Origin of the sequence: Roseovarius sp. (assembly GCF_040223625.1) — a bacterium.
Taxonomy (GTDB): domain Bacteria; phylum Pseudomonadota; class Alphaproteobacteria; order Rhodobacterales; family Rhodobacteraceae; genus Roseovarius.
Genome location: NZ_JAVKFX010000007.1, coordinates 1 through 17,711, shown reverse-complemented (window position 1 = coordinate 17,711; position 17,711 = coordinate 1). Strand labels below are relative to the sequence as shown.

Below are 17,711 nucleotides of genomic sequence, written 5' to 3'. Positions count from 1 at the left end.
ACCCCAAGCTCACGAACACCATAACGGCCCGTGGCAGACCTAAGCCACATGCACAGGCCTGACACACGACCGGTACCGATCACGCAACCAGAACCGTCCGAAGATTGCCTTGCTAAACCGGGAGCATCCACACATGACCAGTAAAGTCGGTTCTCTTGATGCGGCATACATGTCGAACTAGCCAAAAATATTCTTAGGATGGTATGCGGTTGGTCGGCCCCGCCGCGTTAGTGTGGAGGTATTCCGCGGATTGGCCCCTGCCCTACGAGGGGCGGGGTTTTTCCATCACGAGGAAGGTCATCATGCCGAGCGGCGGGATGGTCTTGCGGTCGGTGACGGAGAGGTCGTCGCGCAGGACGGTGTCGATGTGGAAATCGGAATGCCAGCCCAGCACGTTGGCGAAGGGCGCCGAGATGCGTTCGAGGAAGGCGAGCGGTCCCTTCTCGTGCACGAAATGGTTGGTGATGACGATCCGGCCGCCGGGGGCGCAGACGCGGGCGATCTCGGCCATGCAGCGCTCGGGCTCTGGCACCACGGAGAGCACGTGCATCGCCGCGACGGTATCGAAGCTGTTGTCGGGAAAGTCGAGCGTGCGGGCATCCATCTGGCGCAGCTCCCTGACATGCGACAACCCGCGCGCCTTGACCTTGGCGCGGGCCTTTTCGAGCATCTCGTCGGAATAGTCGATGCCGGTCACCCGGCAGCCCGGGTTGTAGAGCGGCAGGGCCAGCCCGGTGCCGACGCCCACCTCGAGCACGCGGCCCGGCCGTTCGTTGATGTATTTCACCGCGCGGCGGCGGCCGGCATTGGTGACCGCGCCGAAGGTGGCGTCATAAACGGGCGCCCAGCGGGCATAGGAGTTCTCGACGGCGTTCAGTTCCATGTCAGCGCTTCCTTGTCAGGTGTCGGCGGGAGGCGGTAAGCGCCGCCCAGAGGACTGTGGCGAGGTAGATGCCGCACAGCACGATCATCGTGACCCATTTGAAGATGAAGAACGCGCCCACCAGCAGGACGAAGCCGGCGGCCAGCAGCACGGTGTTGTCGCGGGCCACCGGCAGCCCCTTGAGCGAGAGCGTGGGGATGCGGCTGACCATCAGCCCGGCGATGAGCAGCAGGTAGACGCAGATCGCGAGGTCGGGCAGGATCGGACGGTCGGTGAAGGCGAAGGCCATGAACATCGGCACCATGGCGAGCGTTGCGCCGGCCGGGGCCGGGATGCCGACGAAGCGGTTGCCATCGTCCGGCAGGGTGCCGGCGCGGTTGCCGACGTTGAACCGGGCGAGGCGGACGACGCAGCAGAGCGCGAAGATCAGCACCACCAGCCAGGACAGGACGCGCATCTCCTGCAGCGCCCAGAAATACACCACCAGCGGCGGGGCGACGCCGAAATTGAGGAAATCGGCCAGCGAGTCGAGCTCCGCCCCGATCTCGCCATCGGTGCCGAGCATCCGGGCGACGCGCCCGTCCAGCCCGTCGAGCACCACCGCGACCAGCACGAGGATGACGGCGGGCCCGTAATGCGCCTCGAAGCCGAGGCGGATCGCGGTCAGCCCGGCGCATATCGCGGCCAGGGTCATCAGGTTGGGCAACATCCTGATGAACAGCATTTCGCGTAGGGGTTTTCCGTGCCTGTTTGGCATTCAGTACCGAATGTCAGCTTTCGATTGGCGTGCCGGTCTCTGCGATGACGGTTTCGCCGGCGATCATGGTCTGCCCCGGTTTTGCCAGGAGCCTTGCGCCCTCGGGCAGGTAGACGTCGAGCCGGGACCCGAAGCGTATCAGCCCGAAGCGTTCGCCCCCGTTTAACCGATCGCCTTCCGAATTGAAACTCACAATCCGGCGGGCGACGAGGCCGGCGATCTGGACGGTGACGATATCGCGGCCGTCCTCCATCCGGATGACGAGGCCGTTGCGCTCGTTGTCTTCGCTGGCCTTGTCGAGGGAGGCGTTGAAGAACTTGCCCGGACGGTAGGCCATGCGGGTTATGGTGCCGCTGACCGGCGCGCGGTTCACGTGGCAGTTGAAGACCGACATGAAGACGCTGACCCGTGTGAGGGGGGTGTCGGGCAGGCCGAGCTCGGCCGGGGGGATGGCCGGTTCGATGAGCGAAACAATGCCGTCGGCTGGGCTGAGGATGGCGTCGGGCCGGTCGGGGGGGTGCCGTTCGGGATCGCGGAAGAAGTAGTAGCACCAGATGGTGAGGCCCACGCCCAGCCAGCCGAGCACGTCCCATATGAGGAAGAGGACGAGGGTGATGGCCGCGAAGATCGCCACGAAGCGGCGGCCCTCGGGGTGCATCGGCTTGATGAAGGTGGACATCATGTTCATGGCCGGACCTTCCGGTTGGGGGCGCGGGAGGTCACCGGTCAGAGCACGTAGCGGGAGAGGTCGGCGGAGCGGGAGAGCTCGCCCAGGTTCGCCTCGACGAAGGCGGCATCGACGGTGATGGTTTCACCGGCGCGGTCGGGGGCGGTGTAGCTGAGCTCCTCGAAGACGCGTTCCATGACGGTGTAGAGACGGCGGGCGCCGATGTTCTCGACCGACTGGTTCACCTCGGCCGCGATGCGGGCGAGGGCGGCGATGCCGTCCTCGGTGAAGTCGACGGTGACATCCTCGGTGCCCATCAGCGCGGTGTATTGGCGGGTGAGGGCGTTGTCGGTCTCGGTCAGGATGCGGACGAAGTCACCTTCGGTCAGGGCGCGAAGCTCGACGCGGATCGGCAGGCGGCCCTGAAGCTCCGGCAGCAGGTCGGAGGGTTTGGCGATGTGGAAGGCGCCCGAGGCGATGAAGAGGATATGGTCGGTCTTCACCGCGCCGTGCTTGGTGGAGACGGTCGTGCCCTCGATCAGCGGCAGCAGGTCGCGCTGGACCCCCTCGCGGGAGACGTCGCCGCCGCGGGTGTCGGTCTTGGCGCAGACCTTGTCGATCTCGTCGAGGAAGACGATGCCGTTCTGCTCGACCGCCTCGACCGCGGTGCGGTTGACGGCCTCGTCGTCGAGGAGCTTGTCGGCTTCCTCTCCGATCAGGATCTCGTAGCTTTCGGCCACGGTCATCCGCTTGCGGGTGGTGCGGCCGCCGAAGGCCTTGCCGAAGATATCGCCGAGGTTCATCATGCCCATCTGGCTTCCGGGCTGGCCGGGGATGTCCATCATGCCCATCGGGTTGGAATTGTCGGCGATGTCGAGCTCGATCATGGTGCCGTCGAGCTCGCCGTTCTTGAGCTTCTTGCGGAACATCTCGCGGGTGGATTCACGGGCATCGTCGCCGGCGATGGCTGAGATCACCCGCTCCTCGGCATTGGCGTGGGCCTTGGTCTTGACGTCCTCGCGCATCCAGTCGCGGGTCTGGTTGATGGCGGCATCGACGAGATCGCGGATGATCTGTTCCACGTCGCGGCCGACATAGCCCACCTCGGTGAACTTGGTGGCCTCGACCTTGATGAAGGGGGCGCGGGCGAGCTTGGCCAGCCGGCGGGAGATTTCCGTCTTGCCGACACCGGTGGGGCCGATCATCAGGATGTTCTTCGGGTACACCTCCTCGCGCAGGTCATCGGAGAGCTGCTTGCGGCGCCAGCGGTTGCGCAGGGCCACGGCGGTGGCGCGCTTGGCGTCTTTCTGTCCGATGATGAAACGGTCCAGCTCGGACACAATTTCGCGCGGGGTGAGGTCGGTCATATGGGGCTCCGGCTTTGGCTTTCAGGTCACATACGTATCCTGACGGCAAAGTCCAAGGGGGGTTGAGAATTGTAGCTACATAGTGTAGATACAACCGCCTTTACTCATGATTAAACCTTTTCCAGTAGCAATGACGATACGCCGTCGCGCTATGGATCATCACAGCGCGGAGGGCGCGACGAAATGAGCGGGAAGCATATGACGCGCATGTCGCTCGAGGAGATGCGGAGAACGGAAAGCCGGACTGACTGGGAGCGGGTGACATTGGCCCCGGATCATGAGGGCGAACAGGAAATTGATGTGGACTGGGCAAAGGCCGAGTTTGTCGCGCCGTCGCCGAAGAAGCTGATCTCGCTGCGGATCGACGAGGATATCGTCGAATTCTTCCGCAGCCAGGGCAAGGGTTACCAGACGCGGATGAACGCGGTTCTGCGGGCCTACAAGGACGCGGTGGAGAAGAAGGGCTAGCCTGTCACGCCGAGGGCGGCAGCCGGTCGAGTGGCAGGAAGGGCATGAGCCGGAGGAGCCGCGCGCGGATCCTTTCCCAGAAGGCGCCGAGGATCAGAAGGACGATGCCGAGGGAGAGCACGGTCGTCGGTGCGCCGTCGCCGCCGAGGACGGTGAAGGCCAGCGCCACGGAGTAGCCGATCGCCGCCAGCAGGAAGGAGCGGCGGTCGATCACGATGGCGACGAGGGCGAAGAAGGCCAGCACCGCCATCAGAAGGATGTTGGAGCCGGCGGTGTCGCGGTCGAGCAGGGTGAGGGCGATGGTGTTCACCAGCGCCGGCGCCGCGACCACGTGGAGCCAGAAGCCGTTGGCGGAGCGGCGGGTGACGCGGTGCGGGTCGCTCATGTCGAACCACATGGCGACGACGAAAACGGCAAAGCCCAGGACCAGCGTGATGAAGGCGAATGGGCCGCCCGCCGACAGGAGGAACAGGTCGTCGAGGCTGTCGGGCGTGCCGGCGGAGGTGGCGGCAAGCAGCATGGCGACGGCGAAGAGCCCGATGGCGATCATCGCCATGGCGAAGGGCACCCGGAAGCGCAGCCAGAAGACGAAGAGCGCCAGCGTGGCGAGGAAGGTGGGGAGCGGCAGGCTGGAGTAATCCTCCTGCGCCAGCATGAAGATTTCCGAGAAGCCGGCCGCCAGCCCGCTGACGGCGTTGCCGAAGAACAGAATCGAGAGCGCGATAGCCGGGGCGACCATGCGGCGGCGGCGGATGAAGTATTCCGACAGGAGCCACAGCACGCCCGCCGCGACGAGAGCCATTGTGATGACCTGCGTGCGGTAATTGACGATCTCGGTCAGCATGGTGGCCGCGTTCACCGCGATCCAGCCCGAGGCGAGGATGACGAGGCCGACGACTATGAAGATCTCGTTGAAGCCCTTGAAGAGCTCGAACGGTTCGTCGCCCGGCGCCAGGTTCTCGCGTGCGCCCCGGCGGCTGTCGGCGAGGCTGGCCAGCGAGGCGGCCTGTGCTTCAGAGACGATTCCAGCCGAAACGCCGGCGCGAAGATCGTCGCGCCCGATCATTTGCCGATGGTTTCCACGGTCAGGTTGCCGTTGGTGTAGACGCAGATATCGGATGCGATGGCCATGGCCGCGCGGGCGATCTCCTCGGCCGACTTGTCGCTGTCCATCATGCCGCGCGCGGCGGCGAGGGCAAAGTTGCCGCCCGAGCCGATGGCGGCGATGTCATGCTCGGGTTCCAGCACGTCGCCTGCGCCGGTGATCACGTAGAGCTGTGACCCGTCGGTGACGATCAGCATCGCCTCGAGTTTCTGCAGGTACTTGTCGGTGCGCCAGTCCTTGGCGAGTTCGACGGAGGCGCGCTGCAACTGGCCCGGCGTGGCTTCCAGCTTGGCCTCGAGCCGTTCGAGGAGCGAGAAGGCATCGGCGGTGGAGCCCGCGAACCCGGCGACCACGTCATAGCCGCCCGGGCTGAGCCGGCGGACCTTGCGGGCGGTGCCCTTGATGACGGTCTGGCCGAGGCTGACCTGCCCGTCGCCGGCCACGACAACCTCGTCGCCTTTGCGGACGGCGATGATGGTGGTGCCGTGCCAGCCGGGAAATTCCTGGGTCATGAAGCCTCCGCTTTGTTCTCGGGGGTATATGGAAGGGGCGGGCGCGGGGTGCAAGGGCGGATCAGCCCAGCAGGTCGCGCGCCACCTGCTCGAAGATGCGCACGCCGGGCGCGATGAGGTCGTCGGGGAAGTCGTAATCGGGATTGTGGAGCGCGGCATGGGTTTCGCCCGCGCCGAGAAGGAACATGGCGGATTTGGCGGTGTGGCCGAAGCGGCCGAAATCCTCGGACGCGCGCCAAGGCTGGCCGGTGGTGTCGTGGGGGATTTGCAGGCTGTCGAGGGCGCGGCGTAGGAGGGCGGTGGCCTCTTGATGGTTCTCGGAGTGGAGGAAGATGTCTTCGAAGCTGTGGCTGGCGGTCAGGCTGTGCTGATCGGCCGCGTGGGTGATGAGGGTGAGCGCGTCGTTCACGAGGTCATCCATCCCGTCATCGGTGAGGGTGCGGAGCGTGGCGTAAAGTGTGGCCTCGCCCGGCGCGATGCCGAAGGCGGGCTCGCCCATGCGGAGGTGGGTGACGGTGACGAGCTTGAAGCCGGGCTGGTCGAGCGTGCCCTGGCCGAGGGCGGTCAGGGCGGGCATGAGGGACGCGACCGCGGCCATCGGAGAGGTGCCGCTTTCGGGGTTGGAGGCATGGGCGGATTTGCCGGTGAGGGTCAGGTGCAGCCCGCGGGAGGCGCAGTTGACCGGGCCCTCGGCAAGGCCGATGGCGCCGAGGGGCAGGCCGGGCATGTTGTGGAGCGAAAAGGCATAATCGGGTGAAACAGGGTCGAATTTCGGGTCGGCGATGACCTCGGCCGCGCCGGCGCCGGTTTCCTCGGCCGGTTGATAGAGCAGCACGGCGCGGCCCTTGGCGGGGCGTTGCCGGGAGAGGCGGCGGGCGAGGCCGGTGAGGATCGCCATGTGCCCATCATGCCCGCAGAGGTGCCCCTTGCCATCGGTTTCGGAGCGGTAGTCGGGCTGTCCGGTCTCGTGGATCGGCAGGGCGTCGAGCTCGCAGCGGAAGAGTACGGTGGGCCCCGGCTCGGCGCCTTCGTAGACCGCCGCGATGCCATGGCCGCCGAGGCCGGTGATCAACTCGTCCGGCTGGAAGGGCGACAGGGCGAACAGGATGCGCTTGGCCGTCGCCGCCTCCTCGCCCGAGAGCTCCGGCATGCGATGCAGGTCGCGCCGGAGGGTGATGAGCTCGGCGATATCGGAATTGGTCAGCGTCATGTCCTGTAAAGAACCACTCCCGCCGCCAAAAGAAAAGCCGCCCCCGTGTTTCTTCTGGCCGGAAATATCCCGGGGAGCGTTGAAACCCTACAAGGGTTTCAACGTGGGGCAGAGCCCCAGAAAAAACGGGCCGCCACATGGCGACCCGTCTCGATCCAATCCCATGAAGGGCAGATCAGATGCTGTCTTCGATCCAGCTTTGCAGCGCGGCCTTGGGGGCGGCGCCGGCGCGGTTCGAGATCACCTCGCCATCCTTGAAGATGAACAGCGCGGGGATGCCACGGATGCCCAGCTGGGTGGCGGTGTTGGGGTTCGAATCGACGTCGACCTTGGCGATCTTCACCTTGCCGTTCATCTCGGCCGAGATCTCTTCCAGCGCGGGGCCGATCTGTTTGCAGGGGCCGCACCATTCGGCCCAGAAATCCACCACGACGGGGATGTCGGAATTCTTCACTTCGGCGTCGAACGTCTCGTCAGTTACGGCAACTGTGGGCATTTCGGTTCTCCCGGGAAAGAGGTGAGGCTTGGGATCGCAACCTAGGAAGCGGGGCCGGGCGCGTCAAGGTATATGGGTGTTGCGCAGGGTGGCCGTCACAAGATCGTGTGGCAGGTGCATGAGCTGGGCCGTTTGTGTCCAGAGGAGGGCGGTTCCGATTTCGCGGTCGGGGTAGAGCTGTGCGAGCGCGTGGGCATAGGCGCCCATCTGGCGGAGGAGGCCCTCGGGGCAGGCCTCGGGCGTGGCGGGGACGATGGCGTTGGTCTTGTAGTCAATGGCGGTGACGTTTGTCGGGGTAACGATGAGCCGGTCGATGATGCCGTGGATGCGGGCGCCATCGAGGGCGTCGAGCTGGGCGGTGATCGGCACTTCGAGCAGGGCGTCGGGCGTGAAGATGTCGGCCAGGGCGGGGGCCTTGAGCACGGTGCCGGCGGCGGTGGTGAGGGCGGCGAGCTCGTCGCCGGTGGCGGCGTCTTCGCCTTGCGAGAGGAGGCGGGCAGCGAGGTCCGGCCAGCCGGCCTCGGGCGTGCCGGCGAGGGTTTCGAGCAGCAGGTGGATCTGGCGGCCGCGGCGCTTGGCGGTGTCCTCGTCGAGTCCGGCTTCGCCCGGAAGGGCCTTGGCGCCGCCGAGATCGGTGGAGGGGCTGAGGGGAGGCGCGGCGACCTGGGGGTCGGGCGCCATTTGGGTGAAATGGGGTGGAACAGAGACTGTTTCGGTGTCGTCAAGTCGTTCGGTTTCGGTGGCCGAGACCGGCCAGTCGCCGACCTGGTATCGCAGGCCGGGGCCGTGATCGGTCAACAACGGCACCGCGCCCGTCCTTTCCAGCCCGGTGCGGACCTTGTCGTGCCAGCTGAGCCCGTCCTTACCGAGATCACCGGCCGCCGCGACGATGAGCCATTGTTCGGCCCGGGTCATGGCGACGTAGAGCAGACGGTCACGCTCGGCCTGCTGGGCGAGCTTCGCGTCGTCATCGGCCGCGCGCTGGGCCGGGGGTGCGTCAGCGGCGCCCATGCGCCAGACGAGGGTGCCGCCGGTGGGGGCCGTCTGGTTGCGATGCTGCAGACGCCACTGGTTGGTGTCGGGCAGGATCACCACGGGGGATTCGAGGCCCTTGGCGCCGTGGACGGTCATCACCCGGATGCGGTTGCCGGCATTGTCCATCTGGCGCTTGATCTCGAGGTCGTCGGTTTCCATCCAGACGAGGAAGCCGGTGAGGCTGTCGACCGCGTTGCGTTCATAGGCAAGCGCCTGGCTGAGCAGGGCGTCGATGCCGTCTTCGGCCTCCTGCCCGAGACGGGCGAGGAGTTTGCGGCGGCCATCGTGGCGGATGAGGATGCGTTCGATGATCTCGTAGGGGCGGAGGTAGTCGGCCTGGCGGCGCAGATCGCCGAGGATCGCCATGGTGTCGGGGAAATCCGCGGCGCGGTTGCGGAGCTCGGCCCAGAGGTAGTTTTCGACCCTGTTATGGGCCAATTCGTAGAGTTCCGCCTCGGACCAGCCGAAGAGCGGCGAGCGCAGGGCGGTGGCGAGGGCCAGGTCATCCTCGGGCGTGGCGAGAAAGGAGAGGAGTGCGCCCAGATCCTTTACCGCGAGTTCGGCGCCGACCTTGAGCCGGTCGGCCCCGGCGACGGGCAAGCCCAGCGCCTTGCATTCGCGGATGACGTCGTGGAAGAGGGCCGAGCGGCGGCGGACGAGGATGAGGATATCGCCCGCCTCGATCGGCCGGGCGGTTTCGCCGGCCTGGTCGGGGAGCGGCGTGCTGATCATGCCTTTGATGGTCTGCGCCAGCGTCTTGGCCAGAACGCGGGCCGGATCGTCGGGCGCCTTGACGTCGACCGGGTCGTACCAGTCGGGGTCTTCCGGCTTCTCTGGCGCTTCGATCAGCGGCCAGAGATCGACGCGGCCGGGCATGTCCTGTTTGAAGGCCTTGTGCTTGGATTCGTCACTGAACCCGCTGGATTCGTGGCTTTCGAAGGTGGCGTCGACGGTATCGAGGATGGCGCGGGAGGAGCGGAAGGAGAATTCCATCTCCATCTTCTGAAGGGGAATCTCGCTTCCCGAGAGGCGGGCGTCGAATTCGGATTTCATCCGGTCGAATTCGCGCGGGTCGGCGCCCTGGAAGGAGTAGATCGACTGTTTCTTGTCGCCGACCACGAAGATGGTGCGGGGCGTGTCGGGGCGGGTGCCCTGGCCGCTGGTGAATTCCTGGGCGAGGCGTTCGATCACCTGCCATTGGACGGGCGAGGTATCCTGGGCCTCGTCGACGAGGATGTGGTCGAGCCCGCCGTCGAGCTTGAAGAGCACCCAGTCGGCGACCTTGCGATCGGTCAGCAGGTCGCGGGCCTTGAGGATCAGGTCGTCGAAATCGAGCCAGCCGCGGAGGAGCTTGGCCTCTCCATAGGCCGGGAGGAAGACGCGGGCGAAGGCGTGGAGGGCGGCGGTGCGCTCTTTCGCCTGAAGCGCGATGCGCCGGGCGCGGGCGGTTTCGACGCGGGCCATGAGGGACTCGAGCGCGGGCATTAGCGCGGCGTTCGACTCGCGGCAGGCCTTCGTGGGAAAGGAGCCTATCTTGGCGGAAAACGGCTCTTTGGCGCCGGGGCCGGTGAGGAAGACGTTCTCGAGGATCGCAAGGCAGTCGAAGCCTGGGCTGGTTATGCTGGAGAGCTTGGTGCCCGCCCCTTGATCGCTCGGGCCGCTGGCCGCCAGTGCAGTGCAGAGCGATTCCAGCAGCTCCATTTCGCCACCGAGGAAGACGCTGGCGGCGATGCTGTCGCGGGTGGTGCCGGGGGGGAGGTCGAAGAGGTTTTCGAGCCACTCGTCGGAGGCGGGGGTTTCGAAAGCGGCCCTGTTGTTGACGATTTCCTGCGTCAGCTCGTCGAGCGTTTCGCCGGTGTGGTGGCGGGCGAGGGTGTAGAGCGTGTCGGCATGGGGGCCGGAGGCGAGGGCCTCGACGATCTCGGCGCGCAGGAGGGTGGCGGCGCGGTCCTCCATCTCGGTGAATTGCGGGGTGACGCCGGCCTCGAGCGGGAAACGGCGGAGGAGGGCGGAGCAGAAGGAGTGGATCGTCTGGATCTTGAGCCCGCCGGGGGTTTCGATGGCGCGGGCGAAGAGCTGGCGGGACCAGTTGAGCCTGTCCTCTGTGATCACAAAATCATGGCCGAGGGTCCGAAGCTCTTCGGTCAGGTCGGAATCGGGCAGCATGGCCCATTTGCCGAGCTTGTCGAAGAGCCGGTTCTGCATCTCGGAGGCGGCGGCCTTGGTGTAGGTGAGGCAGAGGATGTGCTGGGGGTCGACCTGTTCGAGGAGGAGGCGGGCGACGCGGTCGGTCAGCACCTTGGTCTTGCCCGAGCCGGCATTGGCGGAGAGCCAGGTGGAGCGGTCGGGCATGGCGGCCCGGATCTGGCGCAGGGTGGCTTCGTTGTGACCGGTCATTGGCCCACCTCGCGCGGGTCGGGGTCATCGGTGATGTCCCATTCGCCGAAGCGGGCGAGCTGGTCGTAATCGGCGCTGTCGGTGGTTTTCTCGAGCGCGCGGCGGGAGGTGTAGCCGAGGTCGGGGGACATGTAGCGGGCGATCAGTTCGCGGAACTCGGTCCAGACCTTTTCGGGCGGTTCAGTCTCTAATGGGGCCGGTTCCTCGGGCTTGCCGCTGCCGAGGCTGATGAAGGTGGCGCGGGCGACTTTGGACGGGGCGATGGGGGCGAAGCCGGATTGGGTGGCGATGGCGGCGGAGAGGAGGAGCTGCTTGTCGAAGTGCTTCTGTTGCTTGTCGCCGGGGGCCCGGCCGGTCTTGTAGTCGTAGAGGTGGAGGTTTCCGGCTGGGTCGATGTCGATCCGGTCGGCCTTGGCGGTGAGGCGGAAGTTGAGCTCGGGCAGCTCGGCGGCGCCCTTGGCCTCGAGCGCGGCGGGCTGGGCGAGCTGTCGGCGGGCGTGCTCGCCCTCGATGAAGGTGTCGGCGGCGCGTTCGAGCTTGGCTTGCCACATGGCGCGGGTGTCGGCCCAGGGGACGGCTTCGGCGAGGACGGTGGCGGTTTCGGCGATCAGACGCTCGCGGGTGATCTCTTCGGGAGTGTCGCGGGTGGCGAGGATGAACCGTTCGAGGGCTTCGTGAATGACGGTGCCGCGGAGGAGGGCGTCGGGCACGCGCATCAGCGGATCGAGCGGTTTGAGGCGGAGGACGTGACGGGCGTAGATGGCGTAGGGGTCGCGGATCAGTCTCTGAATCTGCGTAACAGAGAGCTGTTTGGGGCGCGCGGCGGTGGGCGGTTTGGGCGAGGGACGGGTTTCGGCGGGGGTGGAGCCGGGGTTTTCAAAGGCCTTCGCGAGGTCGAGCCAGCGCTGGCCGCGTTGGCGCATCTGGTAGAGCGCGGCCCTGCCACCCTGCTCGGGGAGGCCGGAGAGGAGGTTCTGCAGGCGGTTGAGCCAGCGGGAGGGCACGGTTTCGGTATCGTCGGAGCGGATCGAGCGGGTGATCCAGACCTCGGGGGCGAGGAGCGCCTGCTGGAAGTCGTGGGCGGCGAGACCGATGCGGCGTTCGGGGAGGAGGAGGCCGGCGGCGGCGCGCATGTCGCGGTTGAGCCAGGGGTCGGGGCTGGGCGCTTCGGGCCAGCTGCCTTCGTTGAGGCCGGCGAGGATGAGGAGGTCGGCGCCCTGAACGCGTGCCTCGAGCGTGCCCCAGATCCTGATGAGGGGGTGGGCCTTGAGGCTCTTGCGCACGTCGCCGCGGGAGAGGATGGCGTGGAACAGGGTGGCATAGTCGCGGGCGTTGACGGCGCCGCCGTGCGGGGCGTTTTCGGCAAAGTCAGAGACTGTTCTGAGGGCTTGGGCGCCATCTTCGTCGGCCCAGAGCTTGCCGGTGGTTTCGCCGTCTGCGCCGCGGGCGATGTGTTCGGCCAGCGCGATGTGGCGGGAGGTTCGGTCTTCCAGCGCGACCTCGCCGGGGAGTTCCTTGTCGGTGAAGCAGGCGACGAGCCAGGCGGCCCAAGGTTCGGCGTGGGGGTCCTTGGAGGCGGCGGCCCAGGCGTGGAGGTCTTGCGCCGTGGGGTAGGGTGGGCCGTGGCGGCGGATGTGGAGTTCGAGTTCGCGGGTGAGGCGGAGGTGGGGGCCGCGATCGGCGCCGGTATGGGTGAGCGGGTGCTTGAGGAGGGTGAGCAGGGCCTCGGCGGAAAGGGGGAGGTGGAAGAGCTCGGCGACGTGGCGGAGGAAGCGACCGACCGGGGCGAGGTGGAGGGGCATGCCGGCGCTGTCATCGGGGAGGATACCCCAGCGGTCGAGCGAGGCAGTGACCTGGCGGCTGAGCGTGCGGTCCGGGGTGATGAGCGCGGCGCTTTGGCCGGTTTCGGCGGCGTCGCGGAGGCGGAGGGCGATGGCGAGGGCTTCGGCGCGGGGGGAGGGGGCTTCGAGTAGGGTGACGGGGGCCATGGCAGGCTCTATCCCCGCCAGATTCGGCCCGTCGCGGCGCCATTGGTCGGTAATGGGGGCCGGGCGGAGGGCGAGGGAGACGAGGCGGTTGCGTTCGGGGCTGGCGGGGGTGTCGTCGGACCATTCGGGGAGGTCGGCGGGGGAGAGGTCGAGCGCCTGGAGGAAGGCGGCGAAGCGGTATTGCGGGTGGTCTTCGGAGGTTTTCGGGTCGTTCAGGCGGTCCCACACGTCGGGGGGCATGTCACGGTCGAAGCCGGGGAGGATGACCGCGCCCTGGGGCAGGCGGGCGACGGTTTGCATCAGGAGCTGCGTGGCGCCGCGGGAGCCGGTGGAACCGGCGACGATGATGGGGTGTTGTGGCGGATTCTCGGCCCAGATCCGGGCGAGGGTTTCGACGACGAGGCGTTGGCGGGTTTCGACATCCGGCAGCGTGGTGGCATCTTCGAAATAGTGTCTGACAATGCCCAAAAACGCCTGGATGCGGGCCCAATGGCCGGATTGGTCGGTGACGTCGAGCGCGGCGATCGTGTCGGGGGAGACGCCTTCGCCATGCATTTCGTCCATCAGCCCGGCAAGGCTGTCGGCGAGGTCGTAGAGGGCGCTGCGCGGGGCGAGGTCGGGCTGGGCGTCGAGGAGCTTGGAGACCAGTTGCAGGAGTTCGAGCCGGCGGCGGAGGGGGGAGACCGGATCGGGGATGTCGGCCATCAGGGCGTGTTCGCCGAGGTCGGTGACGAGGCCGATGCGGGGGAGGAGGGCGGCGGGGCCCGCGTCGTAGATCGTGCGGATGCGGCGGGCCATGCGGCGGGTGTTTACGAGGAGGCGGGCGCGGGCGAGCGTCTCGGGCGGGTGGCCGGCGGTGCGGGTGGAGAGGCCGCGGACGAGGGCTGCCGGGAAATCCACCCCGAGCGGGACGGCGAAGACGCGGGGGCGGTCGGATGGCTCAAACATGGGTGTATTGAAGCATGTCCTCGGCCAGTTCGATACCCTCGGGGCGGCCGACATCGCACCATTTTCCGGGATAGGTCGTGGCGTAGAGACTGTTGGTTTTCAGCATCTCGTCCCAGAGGCGGTTCAGGGAAAAATAGTCCTCGGGAATGGTGGCGAGGCAGTCTGTCTTGATGATCTGCAGGCCGGAATAGATGGCGCCGGGGCCGCGGCGGACCTGGCCGGTTTCGGATATCTCGAAATCGCCCTTGCCGGTGTGGCCGATGGAGTTTTCGGGGGGGATGCAGAGGAGGAGGCCGTCCATCCTGTCGGGGTCCCAGATTTGGGCAAGTTGCCTCAGCGGGTTGGGGCCGGACCAGACGGCGTCGGAGTTCATGGTGTAGACGGGGCCGGGGCCGAGAAGCGGCAGGGCGTGGCGGAGGCCGCCGCCGGTTTCCAGGATCTCGGGCTGTTCCTCGGAAAAGAGGATGTCGGTATCGGAGAGGTATGAGCGGAGTTGATCGGCTCTGTAATGGAGGTTCATGACGATACGGGTGACGCCCGCGTCATGGACGAGGCCGAGCGCATGGTCGATCAGCGGTTTGCCGGCGACGGGGATCAACGGCTTGGGCCGGTCCGCGGTGAGGGCGCCCATGCGGGTGCCGAACCCCGCCGCGAAGATCATGACAGGGAGGGGATCGTCGCGCATTTGTCTTTCAGCCTATGAAGGATGTCGGGGCTTGGGGCGGGGAGCGTGTCGAGCATGGGGCGGACGGGGGCGAGGGCCGGGTGGGCGAGGTCGCGCTGGAGGAGGTTCCAGACGCGGGGGATCATGTCGACATACCATGCCTTGCCGTCGCGGACGCAGAGGCGGGCGAAGACGCCGAGGATACGCAGGTTCCGCTGGGCGCCGAGGAGGTGGTAGGCGGTGCGGAATCTGTCATCGTCCTGCCTCGTGGCCTCGATGTAGCGGGCGAGCATGGCCTGTTCGGTCTTTTCCGGGACGTCGCGGCGGGCGTCCTGCAGGAGGGAGACGAGATCGTAGGCGCGGTGGCCGATCATGGCATCCTGGAAATCGAGCAGGCCGACGCGGGCGGTGCCGGAGCGGTCGGGGAGCCAGAGCAGGTTCTCGGCGTGGTAGTCGCGTTGGATCAGGACGGATTGGGCGGTGTGATCACAAAGGAGCTGCTGGAAGGTGTCGTGGAAGTGCTGGCGGGCGTCGGAGGGCTTTTCGCCGGTGGCGGCGAAGGCGTACCAGTCGAAGGCCAGCGCCGCGAGATCGGTCATCAGGGGTGGATCGTAGGGGTCGAGACCGGTGGGCGGGTCGTTATCGTGCAGCTCGGCGAGGAGATTGGTTGCGGTGGAATAGAGACTGTTTTCGAGCTCTGGCGAGGTTTCGAGGACGCGCGCGTAGAGCGCGTCGCCTAGGTCTTCGAGGAGGAGGAGGCCGGTGGTTTCGTCCTGGGCCAGGATTTCCGGAGCCGAGAGGCCGAGGCCGGTGAGATACTGCGCGATGTGGACGAAGGGGCGGACGTCTTCGCCTTTTTCGGGGGGCGCGTCCATCAGGACGGCGGTGCCGGTGTCGGAGGTGAGCCGGAAGTAGCGGCGGTTGGAGGCGTCGCCGGCGAGGAGGGCGCATTGCGCGGCGGACCAGCCGGCGCTGTCGATGAAGGCGTCGATCAGGTCGGTGCGGTCAGACATGGCGGAGGCTTTCGAGTTTGGCGGGCCACTTGGGGTCGGTCCAGGTGAAGGCGAGGGTTCGGACATCCTCCGGCCCCGGGGCGGTGAAGGTGATGGTCAGCGCGTCGGGCGGGGTGAGCGGGCCGAGCCGGTCGGGCCATTCGATGAGGCAGATGGCATCGGTGAAAGCGGCGGCGAGGCCCAGCTCCTCGATCTCGGAGGTGTCGGTGAGGCGGTAGAGGTCGGCATGCCAGATCTCGCCGGGTGTGGCGTTGTAGGTCTGGACGAGGGTGTAGGTGGGCGAGGGCACGTCTTCCGGCACGTCGAGCAGGGAGAGGATGGCGGCGCGAGTGAAATGGGTCTTGCCGGCGCCGACATCGCCGGCGAGCAGGAGGGTGTCGCCGGGGGCGAGGGTCCGGGCCAGTGCACCGGCGGCGCGGGCGGTCGCGTCTGGGCTGTTGCAGGTGAGGGTGAGGGGCGCGGCGGACATGGGGGGGAAATTACACGCGCCGCCGCCGCCTGCAACAGGGTTCAGAGCGCGGGCAGCCCGGCCTCGTGCATCGGCGAGAGGGAGAGCATGGTGAAGCCGCCGGTGAGCGGGCTGGTCCGGAGCCGGACGTGGCCGGTGGTGGCGTTCCCCGCGGGGCCGGTGAGGGGGGGGTGGCCGGGGCCGGCGAGGAGGTCGGCCCAGAGCGTGTCGTTCGGGTAGAGGGTGCGGCCCTTCTGGACGAGCTCGGCCAGCGTGGTTTCGGTGAAGGTGTCGTCGGCGACGGCGAAGCGGTCGCGGAAGGGCTGGTTGCAGAGGATCAGCGTGCCGTCGGGGCCGAGGACGGCGATGGCGTCGTCGAGCCGGTCGAGCACGGCCTGGCGGATCTCGAGCTGGCTTCTTGTGCGGCGGGTGAGGGAAATCTCGTCGGTGATGTCCTCGAACAGGAAGGCGATGGCGCCGTCGGGATGGGGGCGGCCGGTGACCCGGTAGGTGAGGCCGCAGGTGAGCGACCAGGCCTCGGAATAGAGGCCGCCGGCGGCGGTTTCGATCATCTCGTTGATCTGGGCGCGCCAGGAGGCGTAGTTCTTGGGTTCCGGCAGGACCTGGCGGTCGCGCAGGCGGTCGAAGAAGTCGAGCAGGCCGGGGCGGGCGCTGAGGAATTCGATGGGCAGGTCGGTGAGGTCGACCAGCGCGGGGTTGAAGAGGGCGAGCCGCTGGCCCCGGTCGAAGACGGCGAGGCCGGTGGCGAGGTCTGCGAAGGTCTTAGTTAGGGTCTGGATGAAGCTGCTGCGCATGGCGTCGGTGTTGACGAGGTCGGTGACGTCGGCGGCGTAAAGGATGCGCTGATCGCCGGTGCCGGTGAGGGTGAGGGCGATGTGGCGGGCGCGGCCGGTGTCGGGGTCGGTGAGGGTGACCGGTGCGGTGCCGGTGTCGGCGGGATGGCTGGCGGCGTGGAGGAGGCGGGATTCCTCGGCGTCGGAGAATTCCTGGAAGACGGCGTTGCGCCAGGCGATGTTGCCGTCGCGGTCGAGGGTGCAGATGGCGATGGGCGCGGTTTCGGCGGCCCTGCGGAGCAGGCGCTTGGCGGCGAGGCGGGTGAGGGCGTCGTGCCAGTCGGCGGGCGAGGGCAGGGCCGGATCGATCAGGGTGATGCGGTGGCCCTGGCGGATGGCGGCGATGGTGATGACGGCCGGATCGGCCGGGTCCTGCGCCTTGTGGGTGGTCACCTGGCCACGGGACATCGGCGGCAGGTCGGCGGGCAGGCCGGGAAAACGCGGGTCGAGCCAGGCGCGCAGGTCGGGCCATTCGGTGACGCCGGTGAGCGGGTCGCCGGGGCGGTCGGGCGGGCCGGTGTCGTGGTCGATCAGCAGGCCGTCGCGGAACAGGAAGAAGTTCGTCGCGCCGCGGCCCGCCCTTGACCGTGCGCCGGGCCTGCGCCGCAGCCACAGGGGCCAGCGGGCAAGCGCCCATATCACCAACCCGGCCATCAGCCCCGAAAGGACGACGGCGACCGGCATCCCCAGCAAGATGCCTTGCATCCCCAATCTCCTGTCTTCCCCGGGTCAGGGTTGCGCAAAGCGGTTAACGGAAGGTTAGAGCGTTTCTATGAAAACCTGAATCGCCGGGGATTCCCAGAAGACGCTGATTGTGCTTCCCTCTCCCTGGGAGGATCGGATCATGTCAGCACCTTTGCCGAAGGCGCTTCGTGCGCGGTTTCAGCAGTATATCGAGG

General features: G+C 67.3%; 15 protein-coding genes. 1 reads left to right on the top strand and 14 read right to left on the bottom strand.

Going from position 1 to position 17,711, the window contains the following annotated elements:
• Positions 1-262: 262 nt before the first annotated feature.
• The 4 genes from RLN94_RS01970 to hslU all read right to left on the bottom strand — a co-directional run bounded on the left by RLN94_RS01970 (position 263) and on the right by hslU (position 3,674).
• Entirely contained in the window at positions 263-883 is a 621-nt protein-coding gene (locus RLN94_RS01970; protein ID WP_350125830.1) for a class I SAM-dependent methyltransferase, read from the bottom strand.
• 1 nt (position 884) lies between these two features.
• Positions 885-1,592 carry a CDP-diacylglycerol--serine O-phosphatidyltransferase gene (gene pssA / locus RLN94_RS01965; RefSeq protein ID WP_350158575.1) on the bottom strand — a complete coding sequence of 236 codons (708 nt, stop codon included), beginning with the start codon at positions 1,590-1,592 and terminating at the stop codon, positions 885-887.
• Positions 1,593-1,653: 61 nt separating this feature from the next.
• On the bottom strand, positions 1,654-2,328 hold the full coding sequence (locus tag RLN94_RS01960) for a phosphatidylserine decarboxylase (protein ID WP_350125824.1): 675 nt from the start codon (positions 2,326-2,328) through the stop codon (positions 1,654-1,656).
• 38 nt (positions 2,329-2,366) lie between these two features.
• Complete coding sequence (hslU, locus tag RLN94_RS01955; RefSeq protein ID WP_350125821.1) at positions 2,367-3,674, bottom strand: ATP-dependent protease ATPase subunit HslU; 1,308 nt, start codon at positions 3,672-3,674, stop codon at positions 2,367-2,369.
• A gap of 183 nt (positions 3,675-3,857) precedes the next feature.
• Between hslU and RLN94_RS01950 the strand changes: the two genes are divergently transcribed.
• Positions 3,858-4,142, top strand: coding sequence for a BrnA antitoxin family protein (locus tag RLN94_RS01950; RefSeq protein WP_350125818.1), 285 nt, complete (start codon positions 3,858-3,860; stop codon positions 4,140-4,142).
• Positions 4,143-4,146: 4 nt separating this feature from the next.
• Here the strand turns inward: RLN94_RS01950 and RLN94_RS01945 are convergent, their stop codons facing one another.
• The 10 genes from RLN94_RS01945 to RLN94_RS01900 all read right to left on the bottom strand — a co-directional run bounded on the left by RLN94_RS01945 (position 4,147) and on the right by RLN94_RS01900 (position 17,517).
• Positions 4,147-5,208 carry a hypothetical protein gene (locus RLN94_RS01945; RefSeq protein WP_350125815.1) on the bottom strand — a complete coding sequence of 354 codons (1,062 nt, stop codon included), beginning with the start codon at positions 5,206-5,208 and terminating at the stop codon, positions 4,147-4,149.
• On the bottom strand, positions 5,205-5,759 hold the full coding sequence (gene hslV, locus RLN94_RS01940; protein WP_300893282.1) for an ATP-dependent protease subunit HslV: 555 nt from the start codon (positions 5,757-5,759) through the stop codon (positions 5,205-5,207). The genes RLN94_RS01945 and hslV overlap by 4 nt, the downstream gene beginning before the upstream one ends.
• 61 nt (positions 5,760-5,820) lie before the next feature.
• Positions 5,821-6,969, bottom strand: coding sequence for an amidohydrolase (locus RLN94_RS01935; RefSeq protein ID WP_350125811.1), 1,149 nt, complete (start codon positions 6,967-6,969; stop codon positions 5,821-5,823).
• A gap of 175 nt (positions 6,970-7,144) precedes the next feature.
• Positions 7,145-7,465: a thioredoxin gene (gene trxA, locus RLN94_RS01930; RefSeq protein ID WP_350125808.1), complete on the bottom strand. Its 321-nt coding sequence runs from the start codon at positions 7,463-7,465 to the stop codon at positions 7,145-7,147.
• A 63-nt stretch (positions 7,466-7,528) separates the two neighbouring features.
• Positions 7,529-10,897, bottom strand: coding sequence for a double-strand break repair helicase AddA (gene addA / locus RLN94_RS01925; protein ID WP_350125805.1), 3,369 nt, complete (start codon positions 10,895-10,897; stop codon positions 7,529-7,531).
• A complete protein-coding gene (gene addB, locus RLN94_RS01920; RefSeq protein WP_350125802.1) occupies positions 10,894-13,833 on the bottom strand; it encodes a double-strand break repair protein AddB in 2,940 nt (979 codons plus the stop codon). Before addB ends, addA begins: the two co-directional genes overlap by 4 nt.
• Positions 13,826-14,518: a nucleotidyltransferase family protein gene (locus tag RLN94_RS01915; protein WP_350125799.1), complete on the bottom strand. Its 693-nt coding sequence runs from the start codon at positions 14,516-14,518 to the stop codon at positions 13,826-13,828. The genes addB and RLN94_RS01915 overlap by 8 nt, the downstream gene beginning before the upstream one ends.
• A complete protein-coding gene (locus RLN94_RS01910) occupies positions 14,491-15,510 on the bottom strand; it encodes an aminoglycoside phosphotransferase family protein (protein WP_350125797.1) in 1,020 nt (339 codons plus the stop codon). The genes RLN94_RS01915 and RLN94_RS01910 overlap by 28 nt, the downstream gene beginning before the upstream one ends.
• The gene (gene tsaE, locus RLN94_RS01905; protein ID WP_350125795.1) at positions 15,503-15,979 is read right to left on the bottom strand and encodes a tRNA (adenosine(37)-N6)-threonylcarbamoyltransferase complex ATPase subunit type 1 TsaE; all 477 of its coding nucleotides are present in this window, start codon (positions 15,977-15,979) and stop codon (positions 15,503-15,505) included. Before tsaE ends, RLN94_RS01910 begins: the two co-directional genes overlap by 8 nt.
• Before the next feature lie 41 nt (positions 15,980-16,020).
• Positions 16,021-17,517 (bottom strand): PAS-domain containing protein, encoded by a 1,497-nt coding sequence (locus tag RLN94_RS01900; RefSeq protein ID WP_350125792.1) that lies wholly within the window; start codon positions 17,515-17,517, stop codon positions 16,021-16,023.
• Positions 17,518-17,711 lie beyond the last annotated feature (194 nt).

What these genes read in the sequence shown, in the direction of transcription:
- addB (WP_350125802.1), bottom strand. Translation starts at nt 13,833, where the DNA reads ATGTTTGAGCCATCCGACCGCCCCCGCGTCTTCGCCGTCCCGCTCGGG.
- tsaE (WP_350125795.1), bottom strand. Translation starts at nt 15,979, where the DNA reads ATGTCCGCCGCGCCCCTCACCCTCACCTGCAACAGCCCAGACGCGACC.
- hslV (WP_300893282.1), bottom strand. Translation starts at nt 5,759, where the DNA reads ATGACCCAGGAATTTCCCGGCTGGCACGGCACCACCATCATCGCCGTC.
- RLN94_RS01935 (WP_350125811.1), bottom strand. Translation starts at nt 6,969, where the DNA reads ATGACGCTGACCAATTCCGATATCGCCGAGCTCATCACCCTCCGGCGC.
- addA (WP_350125805.1), bottom strand. Translation starts at nt 10,897, where the DNA reads ATGACCGGTCACAACGAAGCCACCCTGCGCCAGATCCGGGCCGCCATG.
- hslU (WP_350125821.1), bottom strand. Translation starts at nt 3,674, where the DNA reads ATGACCGACCTCACCCCGCGCGAAATTGTGTCCGAGCTGGACCGTTTC.
- RLN94_RS01915 (WP_350125799.1), bottom strand. Translation starts at nt 14,518, where the DNA reads ATGCGCGACGATCCCCTCCCTGTCATGATCTTCGCGGCGGGGTTCGGC.
- RLN94_RS01950 (WP_350125818.1), top strand. Translation starts at nt 3,858, where the DNA reads ATGAGCGGGAAGCATATGACGCGCATGTCGCTCGAGGAGATGCGGAGA.
- RLN94_RS01960 (WP_350125824.1), bottom strand. Translation starts at nt 2,328, where the DNA reads ATGAACATGATGTCCACCTTCATCAAGCCGATGCACCCCGAGGGCCGC.
- RLN94_RS01900 (WP_350125792.1), bottom strand. Translation starts at nt 17,517, where the DNA reads ATGCAAGGCATCTTGCTGGGGATGCCGGTCGCCGTCGTCCTTTCGGGG.
- RLN94_RS01970 (WP_350125830.1), bottom strand. Translation starts at nt 883, where the DNA reads ATGGAACTGAACGCCGTCGAGAACTCCTATGCCCGCTGGGCGCCCGTT.
- RLN94_RS01910 (WP_350125797.1), bottom strand. Translation starts at nt 15,510, where the DNA reads ATGTCTGACCGCACCGACCTGATCGACGCCTTCATCGACAGCGCCGGC.
- RLN94_RS01945 (WP_350125815.1), bottom strand. Translation starts at nt 5,208, where the DNA reads ATGATCGGGCGCGACGATCTTCGCGCCGGCGTTTCGGCTGGAATCGTC.
- trxA (WP_350125808.1), bottom strand. Translation starts at nt 7,465, where the DNA reads ATGCCCACAGTTGCCGTAACTGACGAGACGTTCGACGCCGAAGTGAAG.
- pssA (WP_350158575.1), bottom strand. Translation starts at nt 1,592, where the DNA reads ATGTTGCCCAACCTGATGACCCTGGCCGCGATATGCGCCGGGCTGACC.